The 26,977-nt window shown below is 61.2% G+C and carries 25 protein-coding genes; 12 read left to right on the top strand and 13 right to left on the bottom strand.

What is annotated here, in order from left to right; translation table 11 throughout:
• Positions 1-247: 247 nt before the first annotated feature.
• The 5 genes from LIY45_RS09305 to LIY45_RS09285 are packed head-to-tail and all read left to right on the top strand — an operon-like array spanning position 248 to position 5,803.
• The gene (locus LIY45_RS09305; RefSeq protein WP_226476090.1) at positions 248-1,897 is read left to right on the top strand and encodes an AMP-binding protein; all 1,650 of its coding nucleotides are present in this window, start codon (positions 248-250) and stop codon (positions 1,895-1,897) included.
• 22 nt (positions 1,898-1,919) lie between these two features.
• Positions 1,920-2,687, top strand: a complete 768-nt coding sequence (locus LIY45_RS09300; RefSeq protein ID WP_063030093.1) for an SDR family NAD(P)-dependent oxidoreductase — start codon at positions 1,920-1,922, stop codon at positions 2,685-2,687.
• Between the two features lie 11 nt (positions 2,688-2,698).
• A complete protein-coding gene (locus tag LIY45_RS09295) occupies positions 2,699-3,883 on the top strand; it encodes an acetyl-CoA C-acyltransferase (protein ID WP_226476089.1) in 1,185 nt (394 codons plus the stop codon).
• A gap of 9 nt (positions 3,884-3,892) precedes the next feature.
• A complete protein-coding gene (locus LIY45_RS09290) occupies positions 3,893-5,020 on the top strand; it encodes an acyl-CoA dehydrogenase (protein ID WP_226476088.1) in 1,128 nt (375 codons plus the stop codon).
• 9 nt (positions 5,021-5,029) lie between these two features.
• A complete protein-coding gene (locus tag LIY45_RS09285) occupies positions 5,030-5,803 on the top strand; it encodes an enoyl-CoA hydratase (protein WP_226476087.1) in 774 nt (257 codons plus the stop codon).
• Positions 5,804-5,942: 139 nt separating this feature from the next.
• Here LIY45_RS09285 and LIY45_RS09280 read toward each other — a convergent pair whose 3' ends face one another.
• The 12 genes from LIY45_RS09280 to arnC all read right to left on the bottom strand — a co-directional run bounded on the left by LIY45_RS09280 (position 5,943) and on the right by arnC (position 19,233).
• A complete protein-coding gene (locus LIY45_RS09280) occupies positions 5,943-7,094 on the bottom strand; it encodes an acyl-CoA dehydrogenase family protein (protein WP_226476086.1) in 1,152 nt (383 codons plus the stop codon).
• A gap of 3 nt (positions 7,095-7,097) precedes the next feature.
• Positions 7,098-8,201, bottom strand: coding sequence for an enoyl-CoA hydratase/isomerase family protein (locus tag LIY45_RS09275; RefSeq protein ID WP_226476085.1), 1,104 nt, complete (start codon positions 8,199-8,201; stop codon positions 7,098-7,100).
• A 142-nt stretch (positions 8,202-8,343) separates the two neighbouring features.
• Positions 8,344-9,042 carry an HPP family protein gene (locus LIY45_RS09270; RefSeq protein ID WP_226476084.1) on the bottom strand — a complete coding sequence of 233 codons (699 nt, stop codon included), beginning with the start codon at positions 9,040-9,042 and terminating at the stop codon, positions 8,344-8,346.
• Positions 9,043-9,217: 175 nt separating this feature from the next.
• A complete protein-coding gene (locus LIY45_RS09265; protein ID WP_260525278.1) occupies positions 9,218-9,397 on the bottom strand; it encodes a type VI secretion system contractile sheath small subunit in 180 nt (59 codons plus the stop codon).
• Between the two features lie 521 nt (positions 9,398-9,918).
• Positions 9,919-11,541: a glycosyltransferase family 39 protein gene (locus LIY45_RS09260; RefSeq protein ID WP_226476083.1), complete on the bottom strand. Its 1,623-nt coding sequence runs from the start codon at positions 11,539-11,541 to the stop codon at positions 9,919-9,921.
• A gap of 3 nt (positions 11,542-11,544) precedes the next feature.
• The gene (locus LIY45_RS09255) at positions 11,545-12,924 is read right to left on the bottom strand and encodes a UDP-glucose/GDP-mannose dehydrogenase family protein (RefSeq protein ID WP_017480345.1); all 1,380 of its coding nucleotides are present in this window, start codon (positions 12,922-12,924) and stop codon (positions 11,545-11,547) included.
• Positions 12,921-13,334: a 4-amino-4-deoxy-L-arabinose-phosphoundecaprenol flippase subunit ArnF gene (arnF, locus tag LIY45_RS09250; RefSeq protein WP_063030106.1), complete on the bottom strand. Its 414-nt coding sequence runs from the start codon at positions 13,332-13,334 to the stop codon at positions 12,921-12,923. Before arnF ends, LIY45_RS09255 begins: the two co-directional genes overlap by 4 nt.
• The gene (gene arnE, locus LIY45_RS09245; RefSeq protein WP_017480343.1) at positions 13,331-13,678 is read right to left on the bottom strand and encodes a 4-amino-4-deoxy-L-arabinose-phosphoundecaprenol flippase subunit ArnE; all 348 of its coding nucleotides are present in this window, start codon (positions 13,676-13,678) and stop codon (positions 13,331-13,333) included. The genes arnF and arnE overlap by 4 nt, the downstream gene beginning before the upstream one ends.
• On the bottom strand, positions 13,675-15,330 hold the full coding sequence (gene arnT / locus LIY45_RS09240; protein ID WP_226476082.1) for a lipid IV(A) 4-amino-4-deoxy-L-arabinosyltransferase: 1,656 nt from the start codon (positions 15,328-15,330) through the stop codon (positions 13,675-13,677). Before arnT ends, arnE begins: the two co-directional genes overlap by 4 nt.
• The gene (arnD, locus tag LIY45_RS09235) at positions 15,327-16,211 is read right to left on the bottom strand and encodes a 4-deoxy-4-formamido-L-arabinose-phosphoundecaprenol deformylase (RefSeq protein ID WP_226476081.1); all 885 of its coding nucleotides are present in this window, start codon (positions 16,209-16,211) and stop codon (positions 15,327-15,329) included. The genes arnT and arnD overlap by 4 nt, the downstream gene beginning before the upstream one ends.
• Positions 16,211-18,202, bottom strand: coding sequence for a bifunctional UDP-4-amino-4-deoxy-L-arabinose formyltransferase/UDP-glucuronic acid oxidase ArnA (gene arnA, locus LIY45_RS09230; RefSeq protein ID WP_226476080.1), 1,992 nt, complete (start codon positions 18,200-18,202; stop codon positions 16,211-16,213). The genes arnD and arnA overlap by 1 nt, the downstream gene beginning before the upstream one ends.
• Positions 18,199-19,233 (bottom strand): undecaprenyl-phosphate 4-deoxy-4-formamido-L-arabinose transferase, encoded by a 1,035-nt coding sequence (gene arnC / locus LIY45_RS09225; RefSeq protein ID WP_032869197.1) that lies wholly within the window; start codon positions 19,231-19,233, stop codon positions 18,199-18,201. Before arnC ends, arnA begins: the two co-directional genes overlap by 4 nt.
• Before the next feature lie 471 nt (positions 19,234-19,704).
• On the opposite strand from arnC, the gene LIY45_RS09220 reads away from it, so the two are divergent.
• The 5 genes from LIY45_RS09220 to LIY45_RS09200 all read left to right on the top strand — a co-directional run bounded on the left by LIY45_RS09220 (position 19,705) and on the right by LIY45_RS09200 (position 24,939).
• A complete protein-coding gene (locus LIY45_RS09220) occupies positions 19,705-20,493 on the top strand; it encodes a hypothetical protein (RefSeq protein WP_226476079.1) in 789 nt (262 codons plus the stop codon).
• Positions 20,494-20,596: 103 nt separating this feature from the next.
• The gene (locus LIY45_RS09215) at positions 20,597-21,511 is read left to right on the top strand and encodes a tyrosine-type recombinase/integrase (protein ID WP_226476078.1); all 915 of its coding nucleotides are present in this window, start codon (positions 20,597-20,599) and stop codon (positions 21,509-21,511) included.
• A 104-nt stretch (positions 21,512-21,615) separates the two neighbouring features.
• On the top strand, positions 21,616-22,536 hold the full coding sequence (rbsK, locus tag LIY45_RS09210; RefSeq protein WP_226476077.1) for a ribokinase: 921 nt from the start codon (positions 21,616-21,618) through the stop codon (positions 22,534-22,536).
• 28 nt (positions 22,537-22,564) lie between these two features.
• Positions 22,565-23,896 (top strand): L-fucose:H+ symporter permease, encoded by a 1,332-nt coding sequence (gene fucP, locus LIY45_RS09205; protein WP_226476076.1) that lies wholly within the window; start codon positions 22,565-22,567, stop codon positions 23,894-23,896.
• Entirely contained in the window at positions 23,893-24,939 is a 1,047-nt protein-coding gene (locus LIY45_RS09200; protein WP_226476075.1) for an aldose 1-epimerase family protein, read from the top strand. Before fucP ends, LIY45_RS09200 begins: the two co-directional genes overlap by 4 nt.
• Here the strand turns inward: LIY45_RS09200 and deoR are convergent.
• On the bottom strand, positions 24,936-25,694 hold the full coding sequence (gene deoR, locus LIY45_RS09195) for a DNA-binding transcriptional repressor DeoR (RefSeq protein WP_017480333.1): 759 nt from the start codon (positions 25,692-25,694) through the stop codon (positions 24,936-24,938). The genes LIY45_RS09200 and deoR overlap by 4 nt on opposite strands.
• A gap of 128 nt (positions 25,695-25,822) precedes the next feature.
• On the opposite strand from deoR, the gene deoC reads away from it, so the two are divergent.
• Together deoC and LIY45_RS09185 are read left to right on the top strand one after the other, a co-directional pair.
• Positions 25,823-26,506, top strand: a complete 684-nt coding sequence (gene deoC, locus LIY45_RS09190; RefSeq protein ID WP_226476074.1) for a deoxyribose-phosphate aldolase — start codon at positions 25,823-25,825, stop codon at positions 26,504-26,506.
• Between the two features lie 138 nt (positions 26,507-26,644).
• Positions 26,645-26,869, top strand: coding sequence for a DUF2188 domain-containing protein (locus LIY45_RS09185; RefSeq protein WP_226476073.1), 225 nt, complete (start codon positions 26,645-26,647; stop codon positions 26,867-26,869).
• The last annotated feature ends 108 nt before the right edge of the window (positions 26,870-26,977 follow it).

Here is a 26,977-nt window from a genome sequence, read left to right as displayed (position 1 = left end):
AGTGGTGGGGCAAGAGCGTTTTGCTTACTTTTGCGCTGTTCAAAAGTGAGCCGCCGTAAGGGCGGAACCAACAGCGGCCGTTACCTAAATAACGGATATACACACACCCCAAAAAAAGCCCCCCCATTGGCCAAACCAGTCAACCAAGTTGAAAGCTTTGACCATTGCCCACCCACCGCTCTAGAGCGACTATTTCATCGGTCTACGTACCCATCCTGAAAATAAGAAAACACAGGGATTTGAAGCGATGCGTGATTACTCGGCTGCCACCACCCAGTTCAACTACCAACACACCGTCGACACCGCCTTGTCGGGCAACCTGCAGGCCCTCAACGCCTGCGTCGAATGCTGCGACCGCCACGCCTTACCCGGCCGCATCGCGCTGTTCTGGGAGGGCAAGGACGGCCGCAGCGCCACCGTCACCTTCACCCAATTGCAGGACCAGGCCGCACGCTTCGCCAACTTCCTCCTGGCCCAAGGCGTAAAGCGCGGCGACAAGGTAGCAGGCCTCCTGCCACGCACCGCCGAGTTACTGATAGTGGTACTCGCCACCTGGCGCATCGGCGCGGTCTATCAGCCGCTGTTCACCGCCTTCGGCCCCAAGGCCATCGAACACCGCCTGAACACCTCCGGCGCAGCATTGGTGGTCACTGACGCCGTGAACCGCCCCAAACTCAATGAAGTGGCCGACTGCCCAACCATTGTCACCGTCGCCGGCCCCAACGGCGAAGGCATCGTGCGCGGCGATTTCAGCTTCTGGGCCGAACTGCCCAACTATTCCAACCTCTGCGAACCCGTATTGCTGGGCGCCGACGACCCGTTCCTGCTGATGTTCACCTCCGGCACCACCGGCCCGTCGAAAGCCCTGGCCGTGCCGCTCAAGGCAATCGTCGCGTTCCAGAGCTACACCCGCGACGCAGTCGACCTGCGCCCCGAAGACGCGTTCTGGAACGTCGCCGATCCGGGTTGGGCCTACGGCATCTATTTCGGCGTGACCGGCCCCTTGTCCATGGGCCATCCGATCACCTTCTACGACGGCCCGTTCACCCTCGAAAGCACCTGCCGCGTCATCAACAAATACGGGATCACCAACCTCACCGGATCGCCCACGGCCTACCGCCTTTTGATTGCCGGCGGCGAGCAGTTCGCCAAGTCGATCAAGGGCAGGCTGCGCATTGTCAGCAGCGCCGGCGAGCCATTGAACCCGGAAGTAATCCGCTGGTTCGCCGACAACCTCGGCGTGACCATCCATGACCATTACGGCCAGACTGAATTGGGCATGGTGCTGTGCAACCACCACGGCCTGGAGCATCCGGTGCACGTGGGTTCCGCCGGCTTTGCCTCGCCAGGCCACCGCATCGTGGTACTGGACGATAACCATCAGGAACTGCCCGCCGGCCAGCCAGGCATCCTCGCCATCGACCGCGAACAATCGCCGATGTGCTGGTTCGCCGGCTACGACGGGGTCAAGACCAAGGCTTTCGTCGGCAAGTACTACCTCAGCGGCGACACGGTGGAGCTGAACCCCGACGGCAGTATCAGCTTTGTCGGGCGCAGTGACGATGTGATCACCACCTCCGGTTATCGAGTCGGCCCTTTCGATGTGGAAAGTGCATTGATCGAGCATCCGGCAGTGGTGGAAGCCGCGGTGGTGGGCAAGCCATGCCCGGAACGAACGGAGATCGTCAAAGCCTTTGTGGTGCTCAGCGAGCAATACCGCGCCGAGCCGGCCCTGGCCGAAGAGCTGCGCCAGCATGTGCGCAAGCGCCTGGCGGCGCACTCGTACCCACGGGAAATCGAATTTGTCAGCGAGCTGCCCAAGACCCCGAGCGGCAAGCTGCAACGCTTCATTTTGCGTAATCAGGAAATTGCCAAGGCCCAGGCGGCCACGGCGTGACCCACTCTTCAAGGAAACAGTGATGCAGATTGAGAACAAGGTTTTTCTGGTCAGCGGTGGCGCTTCAGGCCTCGGCGCGGCCACAGCCGAGATGCTGGTAGCGGCCGGTGCCAAGGTAATGCTGGTGGATTTGAACGCTGACGCCGTGGCGGCCCAGGCGCAAAAGCTCGGCGAGCAGGCCCGCAGCGTAGTCGCGGATATCAGCCAGGAAGCCGCCGCCGAAGCGGCGGTACAGGCCACTGTGGCGGCCTTTGGTGGTTTGCACGGGTTGGTCAACTGCGCCGGTGTGGTTCGCGGCGAGAAGATCCTTGGCAAAAATGGCCCTCACGTTCTGGCCAACTTCGCCCAGGTGATCAACGTCAACCTGATCGGCAGTTTCAACCTGCTGCGCCTGGCGGCGGCGGCTATCGCTGAAACCGAGGCGAATGCCGATGGCGAGCGCGGTGTGATCATCAACACGGCGTCGGTGGCGGCGTTTGACGGCCAGATCGGCCAGGCGGCCTATGCCGCCTCCAAGGGCGCGATCGCCAGCCTGACCCTGCCGGCCGCCCGTGAATTGGCGCGCTACGGGATTCGGGTGATGACCATTGCCCCCGGCATTTTCGAAACCCCGATGATGGCTGGCATGACCCCGGAAGTGCGCGAGTCCCTCGCCGCCGGTGTGCCATTCCCGCCGCGCCTGGGCAAGCCAGGCGAGTACGCCGCGCTGGTGCGGCATATCATTGAAAACAGCATGCTCAACGGCGAGGTGATCCGTCTCGACGGTGCCTTGCGCATGGCGGCCAAATAAGGAGATTTTTCATGACTGATCCCATCGTTATTGTCAGCGCCGTACGCACCCCAATGGGCGGGTTCCAGGGCGATCTCAAAGGCCTCACCGCTCCGCAACTGGGCGCTGCGGCGATTCGTGCGGCGGTCGAGCGCGCCGGTATTGCTTCCGATGCCGTGGATGAAGTGCTGTTCGGCTGCGTACTGCCCGCCGGCCTCGGCCAGGCACCTGCACGCCAGGCGGCGCTGGGTGCAGGCCTGGATAAATCCACCCGTTGCACCACCCTCAACAAGATGTGCGGCTCGGGCATGGAAGCCACGATCCTGGCCCATGACTCGCTGCTGGCGGGCAGCGTGGAAGTGGTCATCGCCGGTGGCATGGAGAGCATGTCCAACGCGCCGTACCTGCTGGACCGCGCGCGCAGCGGTTACCGCATGGGCCACGGCCGGGTACTCGATCATATGTTCCTCGACGGCCTTGAAGACGCCTACGACAAGGGCCGCCTGATGGGCACCTTTGCCGAAGACTGCGCCGAGCACAACGGCTTTTCCCGTGAAGCCCAGGACGGGTTTGCCATTGCTTCCCTGACCCGAGCGCAACAGGCGATCACCGACGGTAACTTCATCGCCGAAATCGTTCCGGTGCAGGTCACCGTGGGCAAGGAACAGAAAACCATCACCCACGACGAACAGCCGCCTAAAGCCAAGCTGGACAAGATCGCCACCTTGAAGCCGGCCTTCCGCGAAGGCGGTACGGTGACGGCGGCCAACTCCAGTTCGATTTCCGACGGAGCGGCGGCGTTGTTGCTGATGCGCGAGTCTGAAGCGCACAAGCGCGGGCTCAAGCCGCTGGCGGTGATCCATGGCCACGCGGCATTTGCCGACGAGCCTGGCCTGTTCCCGGTGGCGCCGGTGGGGGCGATCCGCAAGCTGATGAGCAAGACGGGTTGGAACCTCGACGAAGTCGACCTGTTTGAAATCAACGAAGCCTTTGCCGTGGTCAGCCTGGTGACCATGAGCAAGCTGGAGATTCCCCACAGCAAGGTCAATATCCACGGCGGTGCCTGTGCCCTGGGCCATCCGATTGGCGCATCCGGCGCGCGGATCCTGGTGACCCTGCTCTCGGCCCTGCGCCAGAAAGGCCTCAAGCGCGGCGTTGCGGCGATCTGCATCGGCGGCGGTGAAGCCACGGCCATGGCCGTTGAATGCCTGTATTAAGGACCACCTATGCTCCCGAATGACGAACAACTGCAAATCAGCGAAGCCGCCCGGCAATTTGCCCAGGAACGGCTCAAGCCGTTCGCCGCCGAGTGGGACCGCGAGCATCGCTTTCCCAAGGAAGCCATCGGCGAAATGGCCGAGCTGGGCTTTTTCGGCATGCTGGTCCCGGAACAGTGGGGCGGTTGCGACACCGGCTACCTGGCCTACGCCATGGCCCTGGAAGAGATCGCCGCCGGCGACGGCGCCTGCTCCACCATCATGAGCGTGCACAACTCGGTGGGCTGTGTGCCGATCCTCAAATTCGGCAACGACCAACAGCGGGAACAGTTCCTCAAGCCCCTGGCCAGCGGCGCGATGCTCGGCGCTTTTGCCTTGACCGAGCCCCAGGCCGGTTCCGACGCCAGCGGTCTGAAAACCCGTGCCCGGCTGGAGGGCGATCACTACGTACTGAATGGCTGCAAACAGTTCATCACCTCCGGGCAAAACGCCGGGATCGTGATTGTGTTTGCGGTCACCGATCCGGCTGCCGGCAAGCGCGGTATCAGCGCCTTTATCGTGCCCACCGACTCGCCGGGCTACAGCGTGGCGCGGGTCGAGGACAAACTCGGCCAGCATGCCTCCGACACCTGCCAGATCCTGTTTGAGGACTTGAAAGTGCCGGTGGCCAACCGTTTGGGCGAGGAGGGTGAAGGCTATCGGATCGCCTTGGCCAACCTCGAAGGCGGGCGCGTCGGCATTGCCTCGCAAGCGGTGGGCATGGCCCGGGCGGCGTTTAAGGCGGCCCGGGACTACGCCCGCGAGCGGGAAAGCTTTGGCAAGCCGATCATCGAGCACCAGGCCGTGGCCTTCCGCCTGGCGGACATGGCGACGCAAATCGCCGTGGCGCGGCAGATGGTGCATTACGCCGCCGCCCTGCGTGACAGCGGCAAGCCGGCGCTGGTGGAGGCGTCCATGGCCAAGCTGTTTGCTTCGGAAATGGCCGAAAAGGTCTGTTCGGCAGCCTTGCAAACCCTCGGCGGTTACGGTTACCTGAGCGACTTTCCCCTGGAGCGGATCTACCGCGATGTGCGGGTCTGCCAGATTTACGAAGGCACCAGCGATATTCAACGCATGGTCATTTCACGCAATCTCTGAGGAGTATCTATGAGTTACGAAACCATTTTGCTGGACATCCAGGGCCGTGTCGGGCTGATCACTCTCAATCGCCCGCAAGCGCTGAACGCTTTGAACGCACAACTGGTCAGTGAGCTGAACCACGCGTTGGACAGCCTGGAGGCCAATCCGGAAATCGGCTGCATCGTGCTCACCGGCTCGAAAAAGGCCTTTGCCGCCGGCGCCGACATCAAGGAAATGGCCGAGCTGACCTACCCGCAGATCTACCTCGACGACCTGTTCAGCGACAGCGATCGCGTGGCTAACCGCCGCAAGCCGATCATTGCGGCGGTCAACGGCTTCGCCTTGGGCGGGGGCTGTGAATTGGCCTTGATGTGCGACTTCATCCTGGCGGGCGACAACGCCAAGTTTGGCCAGCCGGAAATCAACCTCGGCGTGCTGCCGGGCATGGGCGGCACCCAGCGCCTGACCCGCGCCGTAGGCAAGGCCAAGGCCATGGAAATGTGCCTGACCGGGCGCTTTATCGATGCGGTGGAAGCGGAGCGCTGCGGGATTGTCGCGCGGATCGTGCCGGCGGATGAGCTGTTGGACGAAGCATTGAAAGTCGCGACCCTGATTGCCAGCAAATCGGTGCCCATCAGCATGATGGTCAAGGAAAGCGTCAACCGCGCGTTTGAAGTGAGCCTGTCCGAGGGCGTGCGCTTTGAGCGCCGGGTGTTCCATGCGGCGTTTGCCACACTGGATCAGAAGGAAGGCATGGCGGCGTTTGTGGCCAAGCGTGCGCCGGAGTTCAAGGACAAGTAAACACTGTCCTGAAACGCTGAAGATCAAAAATGTGGGAGCGGGCTTGCTCGCGAAGACGGTGTTACAGTCACCCGATGCATCGACTGATCCACCGCCTTCGCGAACAAGCCCGCTCCCACATTGGTTCTGGGAATACCTGTTACAGCGGGTAGTTTTTCAACGCTCTGGCAATCACCATCCGCTGAATCTCGCTGGTGCCCTCGTAAATCTGGGTAATTCGCGCATCCCGGTAGTAACGCTCCACCGGGTAATCCTCCAGATAGCCATAACCCCCATGAATCTGCATCGCTGAAGAGCACACTTTCTCGGCCATTTCTGACGCAAACAGCTTGGCCTGGGACGCTTCCGACAGGCACGGCTTGCCCGCACTGCGCAGTCGGGCCGCGTGCAGGATCAGCAAGCGCGCCGCATTCAGGCGGGTTTGCATATCGGCCAGCAGGTTGGCCACGCTCTGGTGTTCAATGATTGCCTTGTCGAACTGCACCCGGTCACGGGCGTAGGCCAGCGCCGCTTCAAAGGCGGCGCGGGCGATGCCCAGCGCCTGGGCGGCAATCCCGATGCGCCCGCCTTCAAGGTTGGACAGGGCGATGGCCAGGCCTTTGCCGCGTTCGCCCAACAAGTTGGCTTCCGGCACCGTGCATTGGTTGAGGGTGACGGCGCAGGTGTCTGAGGCACGAATGCCCATTTTGTGCTCGGTACGGTCCACCACGAAGCCCGGGGTGCTGGTCGGTACGAGGAATGCCGAGATGCCTTTCTTGCCCAGGTCCGGGTCGGTCACCGCAAACACGATCGCCAGTTTGGCGCGCTTGCCGTTGCTGACAAACTGCTTGGCGCCGTTGATCACCCACTGGCCGTCCCGCAGTTCGGCGCGGGTACGCAGGTTGTGGGCTTCGGAACCGGCCTGGGGTTCGGTCAGACAGAAGCACCCGATGGCCTGGCCGCTGGCCAGTTCCGCCAGCCAGGTTTCCTTTTGTTCCTGTGAGCCGTAGTTGAGGATTGGCCCGCAACCGACTGAATTATGGATACTCATCAGGGCGCCGGTGGCGCCGTCACCGGCGGAAATCTCTTCCACCGCCAGGGCGTAGGCCACGTAGTCGACGTAGGTGCCGCCCCATTCTTCGGGCACGATCATACCCAGCAAGCCCAACTCGCCCATCTTGGCGACGAGGGCGTCGTCGATCCAGCCGGCCTTTTCCCAGGCCTGGGCGTGGGGCGCGATTTCGCCACGGGCAAAGTCCCGGGCCATGTCGCGAATCATTACCTGTTCTTCAGTAAATTCAATATCTTGCATGACTTAGTTCCCGTTCTTGTCGAAGTCGCGGAAGAAGCTTTCGACATGATCAGCCTCCAACGCCTGGAGGGTAGGAGGGTTCCAGCGAGGGGTTTTGTCCTTGTCGATCAGCAGCGCGCGCACGCCTTCGATCAAGTCGCCACGGGCGAACCATTGGCGGTCCAGGTGCAACTCGAGGGCAAAGCACTGCTCCAGGGGCAGGTGGCGTCCGCGGCGCAGCATCTGCAGGGTCACGGCCATGGCCAGGGGCGAGCGGGTCTGCATCAGGCTGGCGGTGGTCAGCGCCCAGTCATGGCTGTCGGCGACGGTGACTTGCTGCAATTGCTCGACGATGCTCGGCACATCCGGCAAGGCAAAAAAGTGGTCGATGGCCGGGCGCAGCGCCGCCAGTGGCGCGTCGGGCAATTGTTGCACCGCCAGGCCGGCCAGCAGGCCTTGCAGGTCCTTGAGCGGTGAGTCGTGCCATTTCAGGCGGTCCAGGCGCTGGTCGAGGTCGGCGAGCCTGGCGCTGTCGAGGTACCAGTCTGCCAGCCCGCAATACAGGGCATCGGCGGCGCGAATCTGCACGCCGGTCACCCCGAGGTAAACCCCCAGTTCCCCGGGAATACGTGGCAGGAAATAGCTGCCGCCCACATCCGGGAAATAACCGATGGCCACTTCAGGCATTGCCAGGCGGCTGCGCTCGGTGACCACCCGCAGGTCGGCGCCTTGTACCAGGCCCATGCCGCCGCCGAGGACGAAGCCGTCCATCAGCGCCAGGACCGGCTTGCGGTAGCGGTGAATAGCGAGGTCTAGGGCGTATTCCTCGACGAAGAAGTCTTGGTGGAGGGTGTCGCCGTTCTTGAAGCTGTCGTACAGCGAGCGAATGTCGCCCCCGGCGCAGAAGGCTTTTTCACCGGCACCGCGCAACACCACGGCATGCACCTCGGGGTCGTTGGCCCAGGCCTGCAAGTGCCGGCTGAGGCTGCGGACCATGTCCAGGGTAATGGCGTTAAGGCCGGCGGGTCGATTGAGGGTCAGGTGGCCTATGTGGTTGCGTACGTGCGCCAGGACCTCATCGTGTACGACCCCGGCGCTGCTTGCTTCGGATGAAACCTGAGCAGTCATCTCTAACTCCCTGCTTTTATTGTTCTTTATCAAGATGTTCGTAGGCGAACCATCTCGCGATCGTACCAGTGCAAATTTGCCCAGTACAAGTCGGAATCATGCAGGTCGTTTTTGCATTTTTGCCCTAGGGAGGATGCCGGCCCTAGCGTTGGAAAACCGCGCCGATCGTCCGTCGCCGGGCATAGCGTTCGCTGGCCTGGATCAGTTCTTCCAGTTCCTGCGGTGTCACGTCCAGGAACTGCTCGCGCTCGGCCAGGGCCTGCTTGAGGTCTTCGGCGCTGATGCCGGGATTTTCGATGGCCATTGGCATGAACTTCGGTGCAGCGGGTTCGCTGGCTCCCTTGGGATAGCGCGTGCGGGTTGCGTTGTTATAGGCCAGTGCGCAGGCCAGCAAGGCAGCGGCGCCCAGCATGACGGCGCCCAGTTCGTGCCAGCCCATGGCAATGGATGCGGGATCAGCCAGCACCAGGCTCATCGCCAGCCCGCCCGCAGGTGGGTGCAGGCAGCGCAGCCAGCAGATCAGGATGACGGTCATCCCGGCGGCCAGGCATGCGCTGCCCAATGTGCGTCCCAACACCCGGGCCACCAGCAGCGCAACGACCCCGGCACACAGGTAGCTGCCAATGATCGACCAGGGCTGGGCCAACGCGCCGGAAGACACCGCAAACAGCAGCACTGCCGAGGCCCCCAGCGGGCCTATAAGGTGCAACGCGACCTCCATACCAAACACCTGGGCGCACACCCAGACACTGACAAGTGTGCCTAACGCCATGCCAACGGCAGCACGACTCCATTCGGCGGGGCGGGTATTGATGGCAGCGGGTAACCAGCGAGCGAGCATTGACGGGCGATCCATAAAAAACGGGCAAAAAAAAGGCTTGTCTGGTTTCCCGGAAAAGCCTTTCAAAACAGTTCCTGCATTTGGGGGAGGAACCCGCGCAGTGTGCCAATCGGACAAGGTTGCCGCCAATGCATATTAATGCAGGTCAAGTGCAGTATTTTTGCAGTAAAGCGGCTCAACCGAAAGGTATCAGGCGGGTTGGGGGCGGCAGCGGGCTGCCGATCTTGCCCAGTACCCGATCATTGGTTTCCTCATTGATCAGCAGGTTCTGCACGTTTTCCCGCAGCGAGGGGTCGTTGGCCAGTGGCCCCTTGAGTACTACCAGTGCATCACGCAGTTCCATGAGCCGATCCAGTTTTGGTAGGGGGATATAACCCACATTCACCTGGTCGCGAGATAACGGCACAGCAGTGTCAGAAACGGCAGGGGCGGGCAATCGATGGTCGGACACAGAGCATTCCTCTAGATGAAATAAACGGCAGGGCTAAGTGCTGTTTAAAACGTATTTATTGTTACTGCGGCTGTTTCTTTAGTCGGGTACTTGGCGGTAGATGGCTTGTTGCTAGGTTCGTTGAGTTTTGTGTGAAAGCAACAGGAAGGCCCTGCGCCGAACCTTTGGTGCCTCTAAAAGTAATTAGAAGGTATTAAATAAATAACTCACTTTGCAGGCGAGTCTACAGTCGGTGACTTGGAGCGGGAAGGGGGCGTTGCATCGGCGCGTGCGTATAGATGCGTAGGATCTTTCTCGATAGTTACAATCCGGAAAGTTTCGAAAGTGTATGGATAAAGAAGTTTCTTACATGCACTTGGATTTATAACTACGGACTGTACTGGCGCGGGATAAGCGGTGTGTGCCGCTTATCCCATTGCCAAGTATCAAGGTTGCGCGGGTTTGGTCAAATGCAGCAGCACGTAGGGGTTCTTGTCGAACTGGCCGGTCAGCACCGGCTCCAGTGAGCGGATACGCGGATCGCGCAGTGCTTCGTAGTCCGCCTGGCTCATGATCAGCCAGGCAGGCGCCTGGATCGGCGCCAGTTCGGCGGGCAACTGGGTAAACAACGGCACCCGGTCGCAATCGAGGTTGACCATGAACTTGATGGCTTTCGCGTCCTTGCCCAGCGCGTGCAGCACCAGCGGCGCTTGTTGTTGCTGGATGAGCGTGTGGGCCTGGAGGGTAAAGGTGCGCGTGTCATACAGCCGGCGCTCCAGAGGCTCGACCATCACGATATAGGCGAGCCACACCGCAAGTACGGCAGTGAACGCCGGACCCAGGTAGCGCAGGCGCCGGTTGAACAGCAGTCCCAGCGCCAGAGCCTGTAGCGCGATCAGCAGCCCGAACACCGGATTGAGGCTACCCATCTGCTCAGGGAAGCGATGACGGGCCACGAACAAACCTGCGATCAGCAGCCCCGGAATGACCGTCCACAGCGCCAGCATCAGCCAGCGCAACCCGGCGAACAGTTTTCCGCGCGCTACCTGGAATGGATACGCGGCAATGATCGCCGCCATGGGCAGCATCGGTAGCACATAGCGGGCTTTTTTCGCCTGGGGCACCGACAGGCCGATCATCACGATCAAGCCGGCGGCCAGGCAATACAGCACCAATTTCAGCGCCGGGCCCTTGTCTTCGCGGCCGCCGGTAACAATCGCAATCAGCGCCAGTATGGCCAGTGGATAGGCAGGCGCGTAATTGCCCATGGAGCTGGCGAAGTAATACAGCTTGCTGCTGGAGCCTTCGGTGCCGTCCATGCGGCCGAGGAACTGCATGCGGATCACGTCCTGCATGAACGCCTCACCGCCACTGAGCTTGGCCAGCAACAACAACAGGCCGACACACGCCGCCAGCAACGCCAGCGCCAACAGGCCAAAACTGAACAACTGCCGCCATTGACGATTGATCAGGTAATAGCTGCACAGCATGCCGGTGGGAATCACCAGGCCGATGGGCCCACGGATCGCGAACCCCAGGATCAGCAGCAGGAACAGCCAGTGCAGGCGTTTGCCGGCGCCGAAGTGGTCATGGGCATAACCCAGGTAAAACACCGCCAGGGCCACGGCGGCCAGCATCTGGTCGAGGGACACCGCGCGGGTTTCGCTGATGAAGGTACTGCTGAGCAGCAGCACCGCAATGCTCAGCAATGCCCAGCGCCGGGAGTAGGGCGCGGTCAGCCGGTAGATCAGCACCACGATCAGTGCCGAGGCAATGGCCGTTGGCAGCCAGGCCGTCAGGCTGGTGACCTGCCCCAGGGGCAGGGACAGCAGCCAGGTCATCAGCGTCGAGGTGGCCAGGTAATCGGCATAAGGTTGCCCGTACGTTGTCGGGAAGAACCCCGGCCCATGGCGCAGCATCTCCTGGGCGAACAGCACGAAGCGCGAATCAAAACCGATGATGGCCTGGTTCCAGTTGCCTGCGATAAACAGGACCAGTGCCAGGAGCCCCAGCACCCAAGAGTGTCGGCGGATCGTCGGGTTGAGCAGGGGCGGATGGGCTTTGTCCACGTCTTAGGCTTCCTCGGCCTGAGGCACCCAGTTTTGCTGGGGGATCGGCAAGTTGCAGGAGTCGCCGCGGCCCATCGGGAAGTACTGGATGCCTTTGCGCGCCAGGCGTTCGCCGTCGTACAGGTTGCGACCGTCGAAGATCACCGGGGTTTTGAGGCGCTGCTGGATCAAGTCGAAGTCCGGTGCCTTGAACTGCTGCCATTCGGTGCAAATGATCAGGGCGTCGGAGCCGCTCAAGGTGGATTCCGGGGTGCCCATCAGCATCAGGCGCGGGTCATCGCCGTAGATGCGTTGGGTTTCCTGCATGGCTTCCGGGTCAAACGCGCGCACGTTGGCGCCGGCGGCCCACAAGGCTTCCATCAGTACTCGACTTGGGGCATCGCGCATGTCGTCGGTGTTGGGCTTGAACGCCAGGCCCCACAACGCGAAGGTCTTGCCCTTGAGGTCGCCCTTGAAGAACGCATTGGCACGTTCGAACAGCTTGCTCTTCTGGCGCTGGTTGATGGCTTCCACGGCTTCCAGCAGGTCGCTGGAGCAGTTGGCCGCCTTGGCGCTGTGGATCAGGGCGCGCATGTCCTTGGGGAAGCACGAGCCGCCATAACCGCAACCCGGGTAGATAAAGTGGTAGCCGATCCGCGAGTCGGCACCAATGCCCAGACGCACAGCTTCGATGTCGGCGCCCAAGTGTTCGGCCAGTTCGGCGATCTGGTTGATAAAGCTGATCTTGGTGGCCAGCATGCAGTTGGCGGCGTACTTGGTCAGTTCGGCGCTGCGCAGGTCCATGAAGATGATGCGGTCGTGGTTGCGGTTGAACGGTGCATACAGCTCGCGCATCACTTCGCGCACTTCTTCACGCTCGCAGCCGATGACGATGCGGTCCGGACGGCGGCAGTCGGCAACGGCCGAGCCTTCCTTGAGGAATTCCGGGTTGGAGACGATATCGAATTCCAGATGACGGCCGGCAAGGTGCAGGGCTTTTTCCATGTGCGCGCGCAAGGTGTCGCCGGTGCCGACGGGCACGGTGGATTTTTCCACCAGGATCACCGGGTCGATCCGGTGGCGGGCCACGGCATCGCCTACCGACAGCACGTATTTCAGGTCGGCCGAACCGTCTTCGTCCGAAGGGGTGCCCACGGCGATAAACAGCACTTCACCGTGTTCAACGGCGAGTTTCTCGTCATAGGTAAACGTCAGGCGACCGCCTTCGAGGTTTTCCTTGACCATGGCCGCCAGGCCCGGCTCGAAGATGCTTACGTGGCCCTGTTGCAGCAACTTGACCTTTTTCTCGTCAACGTCCATGCAGATGACATCGTGGCCGACTTCGGCCAACACGGTGGCCTGTACCAGACCGACGTAACCGCTACCAAATACACTGATTTTCATGGGGCATTCCTGGGACTTGTGGTGCTAGCACGACGAGAGTTGATAGTCAGGACTCCGAGAATGACCAAGGCCACGCCCGCAGTTTTTGAAACGGAAAAATGTTCGTTGAAGACCGGCAGGCTGGCAGCCAGCAGGTACACCAGCGCGTAGCTGATGCTGAGCAGCGAGTAGGCGCGCCCCAGCGGCAAATCTTTCAGTGCGCCGAGCCAGCAGAGCATCGACAGGGCATAGGCAATGATCGCCAGGATCACCACCCCCAGTGCGCCGAGGTCGATGGCGCCGGTGTTGAGTGCTGTCAGCCATTCAGTGGGCAGCGGCAGGCGCGTCATGCTCCAGCGCATGCCCAACTGGGCACCGCTCACCAGTGCAACGCTGCCCAGGGCCAGGGCAAAACCGCGAGCGCGACTCATACCTGGCGCCCCAGCAGCACTACACCGGCAATCACCAGCAGCACACCGAACCAATGGCGGCCATCGATGTGTTCGTGGAACACAAAGCGCGCCACCAGGGTGACCAATACAAAGTTGAGACTGAGCATCGGGTAGGCGATGCCGACTTCCAGGCGTTGCAGCACCAGCAGCCACACCAGCAAACCCAGACCCAGGCACACCAGCGCCGACCACAGCCACGGCGAACGCAGCTTCAAGGCCCAGCCATCCGGCTGGTCACGCCAGCTTTCAACTGCAAACTTCTGGGACACCTGGCCCATGCAGGTCAACAGGCAAGCGCCCAACAACAGCAGCAACGTGGTCATGGCGCGCTCTGCGGGAAGATCAGGATCACGATATTGCCCTGCTCGTAGCGCTTGCCGTCTTTGGGCAGCAGGTCCACTTCCTGGCGCTCGTCGTCACCCTTGACCCGCATCACCACGCCCACCGAACCTTGTTTACGCGCATCGCTCATCCATTGCTGGACGCTGGCGGCATCGATCTTGCGGTAAGCGGTGTCCGGGAAGGCGATGCCGTATTTCACTTCGCCAACGGTGTTGTAAAGCATCACTTCAGGCCGCTGCAGGCGCCACGACAAGGCCGATGCGGCACCGAGGTCGTTGCTCAGCAGGGCGGTGGTCGGCTGCAACTCCTGGAGGTGATCAATGATGAACTGGTCCGGGGTCTTGTTATAAACCACCGAGTGCGGCAACGCGGCCGGCACCAGCGCCACCAGCAACCAACTGCCCATTACCGGTGCGGCCCACATCTGCAATGGGCGTGCGGCTTGCAGCAGGTTGGCAATGATCCAGCCGAACAGGAAGACGAACACCAGCACCAGGCTTAAGGTTTCCTGGCCGTGCTCATACACCGGCTTCTTCAATTGGAACCAGGTCAGGGCCAGCAGCCCCAGCACGCCAATGACCAGGTTCAGCCAGCCATTGATGCGCAGTACGCGGCCACGGGCCTGGGCCAGTTTGTCGGCCAGGGTGTGCCCCATCAGCAAAGCGAGAGGCAGCAGGCACGGCATGATGTAGGACGGCAGCTTGCCCTTGGCCAGGCTGAAGAACGCCAAAGGCATCAGCAACCACAGCAGCAGGAAGGCGATTTTGGCGCTGCGCTTTTCCTGCCAGGCCTGTTTGGCGGTGGAGGGCAGCAACGCCACCCATGGCAGGCTGAACGCGACCATCAGCGGCAAGTAGTACCAGAAGGGCTCGGAGTGCTGGGCGTCTTCGCCGGCAAAGCGCTGGATGTGCTCGTGCCAGAAGAAGAAGTGCCAGTAATCCGGCTCCTGGGCATGCACCATCAGTGCCCAAGGCAGGCTTACGACAATCGCCACTGCCACGGCCACCAGGCCATAGGTGAGCAGTTCACGAAAGCGTTTTTGCCAGATCATGTAGGGCAGGGCGATCAGTACGGGCAGCAGCCAGGCAAGGAAGCCCTTAGTCATGAAGCCCATGCCGCAGGCGAACCCGAGCAGGGCCCACGACCCCAAGCGGCCACGGGGGGTGCTGCTGTCGAAGCAGAACCACAGGGCCGCTCCGGTCAGGTTGACCCAGAAGGTAAACTGCGGATCGAGGTTGGCGTAGCCCGCCAGGAACGCGACGCTGACGAAACTCATGTACAGCACGGCGCTGACCAGGCTCTTGCGCGGGTCGTTCCACAAACGCCGGGCCACGCAGTACACCAGCAGGATGCTCAAGCCAGTGCTCAAGGCCGAGGCGAAACGCACGCCGAACAGGTTCTGCCCGAAAATCGCCTGGCCCAGCGCGATCATCCAGTAGCCGGCCGCCGGTTTTTCGAAATAGCGAATCCCCATGAAGTGCGGCGAGGCCCATTTGCCGGTCAGCAGCATTTCCTGGCTGATCTGCGCATAGCGGGTTTCATCGGGGATCCACAGCCCATGGGTGGTCAACGGAATCAGGTAGAACACTCCGAAAGCCAGCAGGAGCAGGGGCAGGGCCCAGCGCCGGATCATGCCTTTTGCACTCCGAGCCAGCCTTCACGGCCGCTGAGCACGCCGCGCACCAGCTGTTGCTGGGGCAGGGTGGTCAGGTCGGCGGGCAACAGGTCGCCCAACGGTTTGAACTCGATGCCGCGCTGCCCTGCCTGGGCGAGCAACTGGCGAAAATCATTGGCCATCAGAATCCCTTCTACTTCTGCGTGGATCGTATAGACGTTGAGCTTCGACGGCTTGAAGCGGTCGAGGATGTAACTGTTGAAATCCTTGGCGGCCACCACCGGGCCTACGACTTCGTCGAAGGTCGGTATGTCCACCGGAATTTGGGGCGTGCCGGCACTGCCATCCGCCAGGGTTGGCCGGAACAGGCTGGTACCACGGCAATCGCTGTTGTAACGGAAATTGAACGCTTGCTTGGCTTGCACCACGCGCTCATCGGCACGCCAGCCGGCAGCGGCTGAACAGTCGATGGGTTCACCGAGGATGTCGTTCAAGGTGTCGACGCCACGGCGAATCTGCTCGATCAGCTGTGCATCGCTCCAGCGCCCGGTGTTGGCTTGCCAGCCATGGTGGTCCCAGGCGTGCAGCCCCACTTCATGCCCGGCAGCCTTGGCCTGGCGCATCAAGTGCCCCAGGTCGCGACCGATGGGTTTGCCGGGCCAGGCGGTGCCGGCCAGCAAAATGTCCCAGCCGTACAAACCGGCAGCGTTGGAGCGCAGCATCTTCCACAGAAATTGCGGGCGGATCAGGCGCCACAAGTGGCGCCCCATGTTGTCCGGCCCGACGCTGAAGAAGAAGGTCGCCTTGACCCCGGCTTCGTCGAGCGACTCCAACAACCGAGGCACCCCTTCACGGGTGCCTCGGTAGGTGTCGACGTCGATGCGTAGACCTGCCTGCATCAGCGCTTGTCCGCGATTTCGAGCATGGCTTCACGCAGGAAGAAATCCAGGGTGTTGCCGATGGTTTCGCTCATCTCCACGGTTGGCTCCCAGTTCAGCAGGCGCTTGGCGTTTTCGATGCTTGGCTTGCGGTGCGCCACGTCCTGGTAACCGGTGCCGTAGAACGCCTTGCTCTCTACGTCGCGGAAACCGGCAAACGGAGGGAAGTTGCTGCGCAGCGGGTGAGCTTCGAACTGACGCAGCAGTTCTTCGCCCAACTGACGGATGCTGGCTTCGTTTTCCGGGTTGCCGATGTTGATGATCTGACCGTTGCAGTTATCGTTGTCGTTATCGATGATGCGGGCCAGGGCTTCGATGCCGTCGGCGATGTCAGTGAAGCAACGCTTCTGCTCGCCACCGTCGAACAGACGGATCGGCGTGCCTTCCACCAGGTTCAGGATCAACTGGGTGATGGCGCGGGAACTGCCGATACGGGCCGAGTCCAGGCGGTCCAGGCGCGGGCCCATCCAGTTGAATGGACGGAACAGGGTGAACTTCAGGCCTTTGTCGCCGTAGGCCCAGATCACGCGGTCCAGCAGTTGCTTGGAGACCGAGTAGATCCAGCGTTGCTTGTTGACCGGGCCCACCACCAGGTTGGAGGTGTCTTCGTCGAAGTACTGGTCCTGGCACATGCCATACACTTCGGAGGTCGACGGGAAGATCACGCGCTTGTTGTACTTCACACAGTAGCGAACCAGTTTCAGGTTCTCTTCGAAATCCAGTTCAAACACGCGCAGCGGGTTGCGGGTGTATTCGATCGGAGTGGCGATGGCCACCAGCGGCAGGACCACGTCGCACTTCTTGATGTGGTACTCGATCCACTCGGAGTGAATGCTGATGTCGCCTTCCACGTAGTGGAAGTTCGGGTGGCTGCGCAGGCGCTCGATGGCGTCGGAGCCGATGTCCAGGCCGTAGATTTCGTAGCGGTCGTCACGCAGCAGGCGCTCGGACAGGTGGTTACCGATGAAACCGTTCACACCCAGGATCAGTACGCGGGTACGGCGTGGCTTGCGGCCGGACTCGGCGCCGCGCAGGACGGAACCGTCCACCAGGCCCAGTTCATCAGCCAGGGACGGGCCGGCCAGGTACAGGCCGTTTTCGTTGCGCTGGCCGAACTTGACCACCAGGGAGTCTTCACCGCAGGCGATGCGCAGCGGGTTGACGCTGATCACGCGGCCTGGTGCCAGGCCTTCGTTGCCTTTGACGACTTCAGCGCTCCAGACGATCAGCTTGTGCTCGCCCACGGCGCAGAAGGCGCCCGGGTACGGTTGGGTAACGGCGCGAACCAGGTTGAACAGCTCTTCAGCCGGTTTTTTCCAGTCCAGCTTGCCGTCAGCTGCGGTGCGACGACCGAAGTAGGTGGCTTTGCTTTCGTCTTGGGCGGTTTCGGTCAGCTTGCCTTGAGCCAGTTGCGGCAGGGCGTCACGCAGCAGGCTGGTGGCCGCGTCACGCAGTTTGGCGTGCAGGGTCAGGCCGGTGTCGGTGCGGTCGATCACGACTTTCTGCTGGGCCAGGATCGCGCCGGCATCGGCACGCTTGACCATGCGGTGCAGGGTCACGCCGGTTTCGGTTTCGCCGTTGACCAGTACCCAGTTGGCCGGTGCGCGGCCACGGTATTGTGGCAACAGGGAGCCGTGCAGGTTGAACGCGCCTTTCTTGGCGGTGGCCAGCAGGGCTTCGTTCAGCAGGTTGCGGTAGTAGAACGAGAAGATGTAGTCCGGGTTCAGCTTGGCGATGCGCTCGATCCACAGCGGGTGGTTGGCGTCTTCCGGGGCGTGCACCGGGATACCGTTGCGGGCGCACAGTTGGGCGACGGAACCGTAGAAATTGTTTTCCTTGGGATCATCGGCATGGGTGAACACGGCCGCAATTTCGTAACCCGCCTTGAGCAGGGCTTCGATACCAGCACAGCCAATATCGTGGTAAGCGAAGACAACAGCTTTTGAATTCATGACGAAACCTGATCGGAAGGAGAAGTAGAAGTGTGGGAAGAGGTCAGGCCATCGACCGTGAAGGTCTCGGCCGGTGCTGCCGGTTGGTTGCGCAGCACTTTTTCAATAAAGAACCGTGGGCGGGCCCGGACGTCACTGTACATGCGGCCCAGGTATTCACCCAATAGGCCCATGCCGATGAACTGGCCGCCGGTAAAGACAAACAGTACGGCGAACAGGACGAAAGTACCGTCGCCGGCCCAGCCTGCGCCAAAGGCCAGGCGCAGGATGATCAGCGCAAAGGCGAAGAGCATGCCCAGCGCCGCCATGCTGAAGCCGACGATGCTCAACAGGCGCAATGGCGTGGTGGTCATGCAGGTCAGCAGGTCGAACATCAGGCTGATCAGGCGCATCGGGCTGTATTTGGATTCGCCGTGTTCACGCTCGGCGTGATGCACCAGGATTTCCGTGGTGTGCCGCGCGAAGCTGTTGGCCAGGATCGGGATAAAGGTGCTGCGTTCGCGGCAGGCCAGCATCGCGTCGACGATGGTGCGGCGGTACGCGCGCAGCATGCAGCCGTAGTCGCTCATGGCCACGCCGGTGGAGCGCTGCACGGCGAGGTTGATCAGGCGCGACGGCCAGCGGCGGAAAGCCGAGTCCTGGCGATTGTTGCGCACGGTGGCGACCACGTCGTAGCCCAGGGCGGCCTGTTCGACTAAACGCGGGATTTCTTCCGGCGGGTTTTGCAGGTCGGCGTCCAGGGTGATCACGACGTCGCCCCGGCAATGCTCGAAGCCGGCCATGATCGCGGCGTGCTGGCCGTAGTTGCGGTTGAGGATCACCGCCACCACGTTGCTGCCTTCGAGGGCGGCGGCGTCTTCCAGCAATTGCGCAGAATTGTCGCGGCTGCCGTCATCCACCAGGATGATTTCGTATTCGTAAGCCAGCTGTTTGCAGGCGGCCATGGTGCGGCGCAGCAGCTCAGGCAGGCTTTCTTGTTCGTTGTAGACCGGGATAACGATCGACACGCAATGAATTGGATAGGGTTTCAAAGATTCATTACCTCGGGGGTTTAGAGCAACTTGGAGCGTAAACACAGCCATTATCATCAGCCTCGCACGGCGGGCATCCGATCAAAGATAGCGTTGGTTTGTGGCATTCATTCGACAGTCCTGACAGGTCACAGTGGGTCTTTCATGGGTTGTGTGAGTAAAGACCAAAACGCTCAAAGGTAAAGCGGAATCAACGAGTTAACCTGCAAATTACGGTTCGCTCTCAAGTCGTGCCGCCAAGATTAAGCGCAAAAATGTTCAACGAATATGAAACGCAGATGAAAAAGTCGTTTTTTTGGCAGGTAGACAGCAAGTGTTCAGGTAAACAACAGAACCACGGACAACGCCGTCGTTGGCCCCTGCAGACTGGAGAGTAGCCTTTTCCTGCGCGCGGGTTCATTCCTGAAGAATCTTCTCTGCAATGCCGTGCAAGTGCCGGTAAAGTAAGCCATCTCTTGCCAGGGCAGTCGGATGAATAGCGTGCAGCGTTTACGGCCAATGTTGATGGTGTTGTTGATGACGGTGGCCTGGGCCACGAGCGTGCGGGCCGATGACGGTGTGGCACTGACGACCATCGACCCGGTGCCCGATGGCGTAGAAGTGCGGGGTAAACAGGTCGGAGCTTTCACCTGGAGCGATAAACAGGGCAAGAACCTGTTGGTGCTCGCAGAGCAAGTCAGCGAACGCGATGACGACGGCGCGCAGTCGGCCTTTGTCTACGCGGCCCAGTACCTGCTTGATGGTGACCGGCCCAAGCGCCTGTGGATGCTCTACGACGACGTGCAGCATTGCGAGTTCGACGCCGGCGCACACTTCAACACCGACGCCACCAAGGTCACCGACCTGCTGGCTGACGGCATCAGCCAGGTCACGGTGGGGTATAGCCGCACCTGCACCAGCGATGTCAGCCCCAATGATTTCAAGCTGATCATGCACATCGGCAAGTCGCAGAAGTACCGCCTGCGTGGCATCGACCGCTATGGTGCCAGCTGGTGGGATGAAGACGCCGGCGCCCTGCAAGGCATGCCGTTGCCCAAGGATTGCAGCATCGCCGCCCAGCAAGCGCTGGTCAGCCAGTACAAGGAGCAGGGTACCGAGCTGCCGCTTCCGGGCTGTTATGGTGACGAGGAGGACTTTGCCAAGGCGCCCAAACCGTACCTGGAGTTCATGCGCCAGCACTGGTTTGCCTTGATGCAGAAGCAAGACACCGACTGGAGCCAGCAGCAGACACCCGCCCCGGCGGAAGACGATCAGGAATAGCCCCATGGATTGACCTGCGCTAGACTCGGCGCTCGCCAATTCACTAAATATGTCGATTAAACAAATGGTTAGTCGACATATTTAATCCAAAGGCTGATCTACCTTGACTGAGTCTACCCGCAACCCGCTGACCCTCTACCTCACCCGCCTGGCACCCTCCAGCCAGCTGACCATGCGCTACGTGCTGCAAGACGCCGCCGACCGCCTGGGCTTTGAAGACACCAACCTCGAAGACATCGACTGGCACCTGCTGCAGCCTGAACACGTCATGGCCCTGGTGGCGGCGTTGCGGGAAGACGGTTATGCGCCGAACACCTCCTCGCTGTACGTCAACGCCGTGCGCGGGGTGATGAACGAGGCCTGGCGCATGAGCCTGATCAGCCAGGATCATCTGTTGAAGATGCGTTCGGTCAAGGCCGTGGCCGGCACGCGGCTGAGCCAGGGCCGCAACCTGCGGCGTACGCTGATTCGTGAGTTGATGGAGGTCTGCGCCGCCGACCCGCGTCCCCAGGGCCTGCGGGATGCAGCGGTGATCGGGATCCTGTATGGCTCGGGCATGCGCAAGTCAGAGTCGGTGAATATCGAGTTGGGCCAAGTCAATTTTGGCGAGCGCAGCCTGCAGGTCACCGGCAAGGGCAACAAACAACTGATCAAGTACGCGCCGGCCTGGGCCTTCGCCAAGCTGGAGGCGTGGCTGGCGTTCCGTCGCAGCCAGTTGAAGCCCGGTGAGCAGGACGACAGGTTCCTGTTCAACCGCATTCGCCGGGGCAGCCACATCACCCGCGAGCGCATTACCAAGCACGCGATTTACTACATCGCCCGCCAGCGTGGCGAACAAGTCGGCGTGAAGATCATGCCCCATGATTTCCGCCGTTCGTTCATCACCCGGGTGATCGAAGAGTACGACCTGTCTATCGCCCAGAAGCTGGCGCACCACACCAATATCCAGACCACCGCCAACTATGACGTGCGTGACGACAACGAACGCCGGCGGGCGGTGGATCGATTTGATTTGTAGTGCCCCTGCAAAAAAAGATTGAATATTCACACCTAATGTTATTTAAATAACAAAACAAGAGCGCCACGACCTGCCTGGTCGTGCCGTAACAAGGTGGAATAGCAATGGGCAAGATCGCAGTCATCGGCAGCAATATGGTGGATTTGATTACCTATATCGACCGCATGCCGGTCCAGGGCGAAACCCTGGAAGCACCGGGCTTTGCCCTGGGTTGCGGCGGCAAAGGGGCCAACCAGGCGGTGGCGGCAGCCAAGCTTGGGGCGGATGTGTTGATGCTGAGCAAAGTCGGCGACGACATGTTTGCCGATAACACACTGGCCAACTTCCAGCGTTTTGGTATCGACACCCGTTACGTACAGCGGGTACCCGGCGTGTCCAGCGGCGTGGCGCCGATTTTCGTCCGGGCCGACTCCCACAACAGCATTTTGATCGTCAAGGGCGCCAATGCGCATTTGCTGCCGGCAGATATCGATGCGGCGGCGGCCGACCTGCGTGAGTGCACACTGATCGTGCTGCAACTGGAGATCAATCTGCCGACGGTCTACTACGCCATCGAATTCGCTCAGCGGCATGGCATCGCCGTGCTGCTCAACCCGGCGCCGGCGTTGGCCGGGTTGAGCGCTGAGCACTTGGCGCAGTTGGACTTCCTGATCCCCAACGAATCCGAACTGGCGTTGATTACGGGCCAGGTCGTGGACTCGCCGGACTCTGCCCGCACTGCCGCACGCACCCTCGTCGCCAGCGGCATTCGCCATGTGATCGTCACCCTCGGCGAACACGGTGCGTTGTACGTGGGCGAGGAGGGGGAATTCGAGGTGCCGGGGCAGCGGGTCGACGCCCGTGATACCACTGGCGCCGGTGACGCCTTTATCGGTTGCTTCGTTCAGCACTGGAGCCGCGACGGCCATATCCGGCATGCCATGGAGCAGGCGGTGGCGTATTCGGCGTGCTCAGTGATGGCGCTGGGTACCCAGACCTCTTACCCCGACAGCGAAGCATTCGCCCGCTTCCAGCAACAGCGCTAACACCCTCTACCCAGCCCGGAGAACAATAATGGACAAACCTGCGCTGCAACAGACACCCGATGGTTTCTACCTGAACCGCACGCCCTGGTTCGCCTTTATCCTGCTGTGCAGCATCTTTGCCTTGTGGGCGGCTGCGGCGAGCATGAATGACGTGCTGATCGCCCACTTCAAGAAGGCGTTTTTGCTCAGTGATTTCCAGACTGCCTTTGTGCAGTCGGCGTTTTACCTGGGTTACTTCTTTGTTGCGATTCCGGCCGCAATGGTGGTTCGTCGGTTCAGCTACAAGACCACGATCCTGATCGGCCTGCTGCTGTACATGTTCGGCTGCCTGCTGTTTTTCCCGGCGGCGTCCACGGCCAAGTACGGGATGTTTTTGCTGGCGCTGTTTGTGATTGCCGCCGGCCTGTCGTTCCTGGAGACGGCGTGCAACACCTACTCGACGCTGATGGGCCCACGGGAAACCGGGACCCGGCGCTTGAACATCTCCCAGACCTTTCACCCGTTCGGCGCCATGGCCGGGGTGTACGTGGGCAGCTTCGTGATGTTCAAGGACACCGACGCCACCACTCAACAACTGCAGCAGATGAGCGTCTCCGAGGCGGCGGTGCAGCAGTTGCAGATGATTCAGTCCACCTTGTTGCCCTACCAGTGGATGATCGCGGTACTGGTGCTGATGTTTATCCTGATCGCCGTTACCCGGTTCCCGGCCTGCAAGGGCAATAAGCCGGCCGACAGCAAGCCCGGGAGCCTGCGTCAAAGCCTGGGCCGGCTGTGGCGTAACCCACGCTTTACCTTTGGCGTACTCGCGCAGTTTCTGTATGTGGGCGCGCAGGTGGGGGTGTGGAGCTTCACCATTCGCCTGGCCATGCAAATGGGCGGCATGAATGAACGCAGTGCTTCATGGTTTCTGCTCACCACCTTTGCCGCCTACTTTGTCGGCAAGATGATCGCCAACTTGCTGATGCGCCGACTGCACCCGGCCAGGGTCCTGGCGATGTACGGCGTGCTGTGCATCGTGCTGCTGGCCTACACCATCCTGGTGCCGAACATCTCGGCGGTGTACGCAGCGGTGGGCGTGAGCATTTTCCTCGGCCCTTGCTGGCCGACCATCTACGGCTTGACCATCGATGGCCTGGGTGAAGACACCGGCGTCGGCGGTTCCTTGCTGGTGATGAGCATTGTCGGCGGCGGGGTGATTCCGATCTTCCAGGGCCTGTTATCCGACGCCAGCGGGGGCAACATGCAGTTGGCCTACAGCGTGCCGTTGCTGTGCTTCATCGTGATCGTGATCTATGCGGTCAAATGCCTGCGCCAGTCAGACACAGCCCCATTGGGCGCGGCAGCGGCGGTGGCCTCATGAACACGCATATCCCGCTGTATCGCGCGGTATTTACCGAGCAGGAAAAGATCCTGTTGCAGTCCGGGGATTTCAAGGTCAGCGCCTGGACCTATCCGTCCGGCGTGCTGGCCGTGAGCCTGGAGAACAGCCGTGGGCGACTGGTGGTCCTGCCTTATCAGGGGCAGATGATCTGGTCGGCCGTGTTCGACGGCTGCGACCTGACCATGAGCAACCTGTTCGAACAGCCCCGTCCCAGCCCGACGATCATCGATACCTATGGCTGTTTCATGTTTCACAGTGGCCTGCTGCGTAATGGTTGCCCGGCGCCGGATGATACCCATGCCTTGCACGGTGAAATGCCCTGCGCGCCCATGGACACGGCGTGGCTGGAAATAGGCGAGGGCTTTGTGCGCCTGGGCGGCTCGTATCAATATGCCAAGGGGTTCGGCGATCGCTACCGGGCGTGCCCGAGCGTGACACTGCGCGCCGATTCGGCCGTGTTCGACATCGACATGGACGTGACCAACCTGGCCGGCAAGCCCATGGACCTGATGTACATGGCCCACATGAACTACGCCTATGTGGCCGGCGGCCGGTTCGTTGAACCGCTGGGCATGCAACGCCTGCGCCTGCGTACCAGCGTGCCGGACCACGTCAAGCCGACGCCTGACTGGAATGCCTACATGGCGCAGTTGGCCGAACATCCAGCCCAGTTGACCTGCCTCGATCAGCCGGCGCTGTACGACCCTGAGATTGTGTTTTTCTTCGACGGCGTGGGTACCGACGCCACGGGCCACGCGCACTGTCTGCTGGAGCATCGCGACGGCGCGGCGTTCTACACCCGTTACCGTCCCGAACAGTTCGAACACGCTGCACGCTGGATTCTGCACACGCCGGATCAGCAAGTGGCGGCGTTCGTGCTCCCGTCAACCTGCGAGCCCGAAGGCTATAACGCCGAGAAAGCCAAAGGGCACGTGCGTCAGCTGGCAGCCGGGGCCAGCGCCTCGTTCAGCGTGACCACCGGCTACTTGAACGCGCAGGAGCGGCAGAGGTTGCTGGGTTAAACCAGCAATTGCGCGCCGCTGGCCTGAATGGCGTCCTTGTAGGCGCGGGGGATTTTCTTGTCGCTGACCACGTACTGAAAGTCCCCCAGGGTGGCGAAGTGTGCGGTGCGCACCGTGTCGAACTTGCTGAAGTCGGCGAGCAGCACCCGTTGCTGGGCCTGGCGCAGGACCTTTTGCTTGACCTCGACTTCATTGAAGTTGAAGCAGGTCACACCGAATTCCTGGCTGACGCCCGCGGCAGTCACAAAGGCCCACGTCAGGCGCACGCTGTCGAGAATGCTGCTTTCGGCACTGCTTTCGAACACCTGGTTCTTGCGGTGAAAGGTGCCGCCGCATAACACGATGTGGCAGTTGGGCTTGTTCTGCAGCCTGAGCAGCACGTTCAACGAGCTGCACACCGCGGTGAACTCCAGCTCATCCGGGATGAAATCAATGACAAAGGGCGAGGTGGTGCCGCAGTCGAAAAATACCGTGTCACCGGGTTGTATCAACCGGGCGGCGAGTTTGCCGATGCGGCGCTTTTCCTCGACGTGGCGGGTGTCCTGGTCGGCTACCCGGTACTCGCTGGCTTCACTGCCGACCCGGGTGATATAGCCGCCCAGCAGGCGCACGTGATCGGTGAAGTGGTTGAGATCGCGGCGCAGGGTCATCTCGGAAACGTCCAGCAGCGCGGCCATTTCTCTCAGGTGAATGGCGTTCTGGTCCTGCAAGGCTTGTTGGATAAGCTTGAGTCGCTCGGCTTTTTTACTGTCCACGAGTATTCCAGTGCTTGATTGTTTCTGTTAAATAAGCAACATTAAGTGTGACTATAGTAACATTGTTATGTGGGCGCTGTGACAAGCGGCACACGATCATTGGCAACATACAGGCAAGGACTCGTTAAATGAACACTCTTCAACCTGCAGCATTGGCGAAGTACATCGATCACACCTTGCTGGCGCCCGATGCCTCCCGTGAGCAGATCCGCACCTTGTGCGAGGAAGCCCGGGAACATGGCTTTTATTCGGTGTGCGTCAATTCAGGCCAGGTCTCTTACGCCGCGTCGTGCCTGACCGACGAGAGCGTGGTGATTTGTGCGGTGGTGGGCTTCCCGCTGGGTGCCGGCCTGAGCGACACCAAGGCATTTGAAGCCCAACGGGCCATTGCCGCCGGGGCAGGGGAGATCGATATGGTGCTCAATATCGGTTGGTTGAAGGAAGGCCTGCTGGACGCGGTGCGCGATGACATTGCCCAGGTCCACAAGGCCTGTGGCGTCGTGCCGTTGAAAGTGATCCTGGAAACCTGCCTGCTCAACGACGAACAGAAAGTCCAGGCGTGCGAAATCTGCCGGGACCTGGGCGTGGCATTCGTCAAGACGTCCACGGGGTTCAGCCGAAGCGGCGCGACGGTCGAAGACGTGGCACTGATGCGCAAAACCGTGGGTGCCGGGGTTGGGGTCAAGGCCTCCGGTGGCGTGCGCGATTACGAGACGGCGATCAAGATGATCAATGCCGGGGCAACACGTTTGGGCAGCAGTTCGGGGATTGCGATTGTGGGCGGCGTGATGACAGCCGCGAGCGGTTATTGATCCTGATCGGTTTGATCGGTAGGCCCGCCTGTAACCTGATCCGCCAACTGCCTTGAACTCTGCCCGGCACCCGCGCTCGCAATAAGGAGGGCGCGGGTTTTGCCGCGTGCCGTGTTCATTCAGTCAAGGGAGCAGACCATGGATACCTACAACATCAACAAGACCGGCACCGGTTGGGCACTGACCAAGCAGGGCTCGGCGCGGCCGTCGAAAACGGCGGAGACCAAAGAGGCGATCGTTGAGTTGGCGAAGGAGTTTCTCAGCGACAAGGCGGCGTCGCTGAGGATTCACAGCATGGATGGGCGGATTCAGGAGGAGCGTACGTACCCGCGCAAAGCTGATCCGACACGATCTCCAGGTTAACCGAGTACCCAATGTGGGAGCGGGCTTGCTCGCGAAGGCGGTGGATCAGTCACACATGTATTGCCTGACACGCCGCTTTCGCGAGCAAGCCCGCTCCCACACTGGATT

The organism is Pseudomonas sp. MWU16-30323 (assembly GCF_020515595.1).
In the GTDB taxonomy this organism is placed as follows: Bacteria; Pseudomonadota; Gammaproteobacteria; order Pseudomonadales; family Pseudomonadaceae; genus Aquipseudomonas; species Aquipseudomonas yamanorum.
Note: the sequence above shows the minus strand (reverse complement) of the source record. Positions and strands in the feature narration are given on the sequence as shown.

What these genes read in the sequence shown, in the direction of transcription:
- LIY45_RS09200 (WP_226476075.1), top strand. Translation starts at nt 23,893, where the DNA reads ATGAACACGCATATCCCGCTGTATCGCGCGGTATTTACCGAGCAGGAA.
- LIY45_RS09300 (WP_063030093.1), top strand. Translation starts at nt 1,920, where the DNA reads ATGCAGATTGAGAACAAGGTTTTTCTGGTCAGCGGTGGCGCTTCAGGC.
- fucP (WP_226476076.1), top strand. Translation starts at nt 22,565, where the DNA reads ATGGACAAACCTGCGCTGCAACAGACACCCGATGGTTTCTACCTGAAC.
- arnT (WP_226476082.1), bottom strand. Translation starts at nt 15,330, where the DNA reads ATGATCCGGCGCTGGGCCCTGCCCCTGCTCCTGCTGGCTTTCGGAGTG.
- arnE (WP_017480343.1), bottom strand. Translation starts at nt 13,678, where the DNA reads ATGACCACGTTGCTGCTGTTGTTGGGCGCTTGCCTGTTGACCTGCATG.
- LIY45_RS09295 (WP_226476089.1), top strand. Translation starts at nt 2,699, where the DNA reads ATGACTGATCCCATCGTTATTGTCAGCGCCGTACGCACCCCAATGGGC.
- LIY45_RS09290 (WP_226476088.1), top strand. Translation starts at nt 3,893, where the DNA reads ATGCTCCCGAATGACGAACAACTGCAAATCAGCGAAGCCGCCCGGCAA.
- LIY45_RS09280 (WP_226476086.1), bottom strand. Translation starts at nt 7,094, where the DNA reads ATGCAAGATATTGAATTTACTGAAGAACAGGTAATGATTCGCGACATG.
- LIY45_RS09285 (WP_226476087.1), top strand. Translation starts at nt 5,030, where the DNA reads ATGAGTTACGAAACCATTTTGCTGGACATCCAGGGCCGTGTCGGGCTG.
- LIY45_RS09270 (WP_226476084.1), bottom strand. Translation starts at nt 9,042, where the DNA reads ATGCTCGCTCGCTGGTTACCCGCTGCCATCAATACCCGCCCCGCCGAA.
- arnD (WP_226476081.1), bottom strand. Translation starts at nt 16,211, where the DNA reads ATGCAGGCAGGTCTACGCATCGACGTCGACACCTACCGAGGCACCCGT.
- LIY45_RS09255 (WP_017480345.1), bottom strand. Translation starts at nt 12,924, where the DNA reads ATGAAAATCAGTGTATTTGGTAGCGGTTACGTCGGTCTGGTACAGGCC.
- arnA (WP_226476080.1), bottom strand. Translation starts at nt 18,202, where the DNA reads ATGAATTCAAAAGCTGTTGTCTTCGCTTACCACGATATTGGCTGTGCT.
- LIY45_RS09220 (WP_226476079.1), top strand. Translation starts at nt 19,705, where the DNA reads ATGAATAGCGTGCAGCGTTTACGGCCAATGTTGATGGTGTTGTTGATG.
- deoC (WP_226476074.1), top strand. Translation starts at nt 25,823, where the DNA reads ATGAACACTCTTCAACCTGCAGCATTGGCGAAGTACATCGATCACACC.
- rbsK (WP_226476077.1), top strand. Translation starts at nt 21,616, where the DNA reads ATGGGCAAGATCGCAGTCATCGGCAGCAATATGGTGGATTTGATTACC.
- LIY45_RS09185 (WP_226476073.1), top strand. Translation starts at nt 26,645, where the DNA reads ATGGATACCTACAACATCAACAAGACCGGCACCGGTTGGGCACTGACC.
- LIY45_RS09305 (WP_226476090.1), top strand. Translation starts at nt 248, where the DNA reads ATGCGTGATTACTCGGCTGCCACCACCCAGTTCAACTACCAACACACC.
- arnF (WP_063030106.1), bottom strand. Translation starts at nt 13,334, where the DNA reads ATGAGTCGCGCTCGCGGTTTTGCCCTGGCCCTGGGCAGCGTTGCACTG.
- LIY45_RS09275 (WP_226476085.1), bottom strand. Translation starts at nt 8,201, where the DNA reads ATGACTGCTCAGGTTTCATCCGAAGCAAGCAGCGCCGGGGTCGTACAC.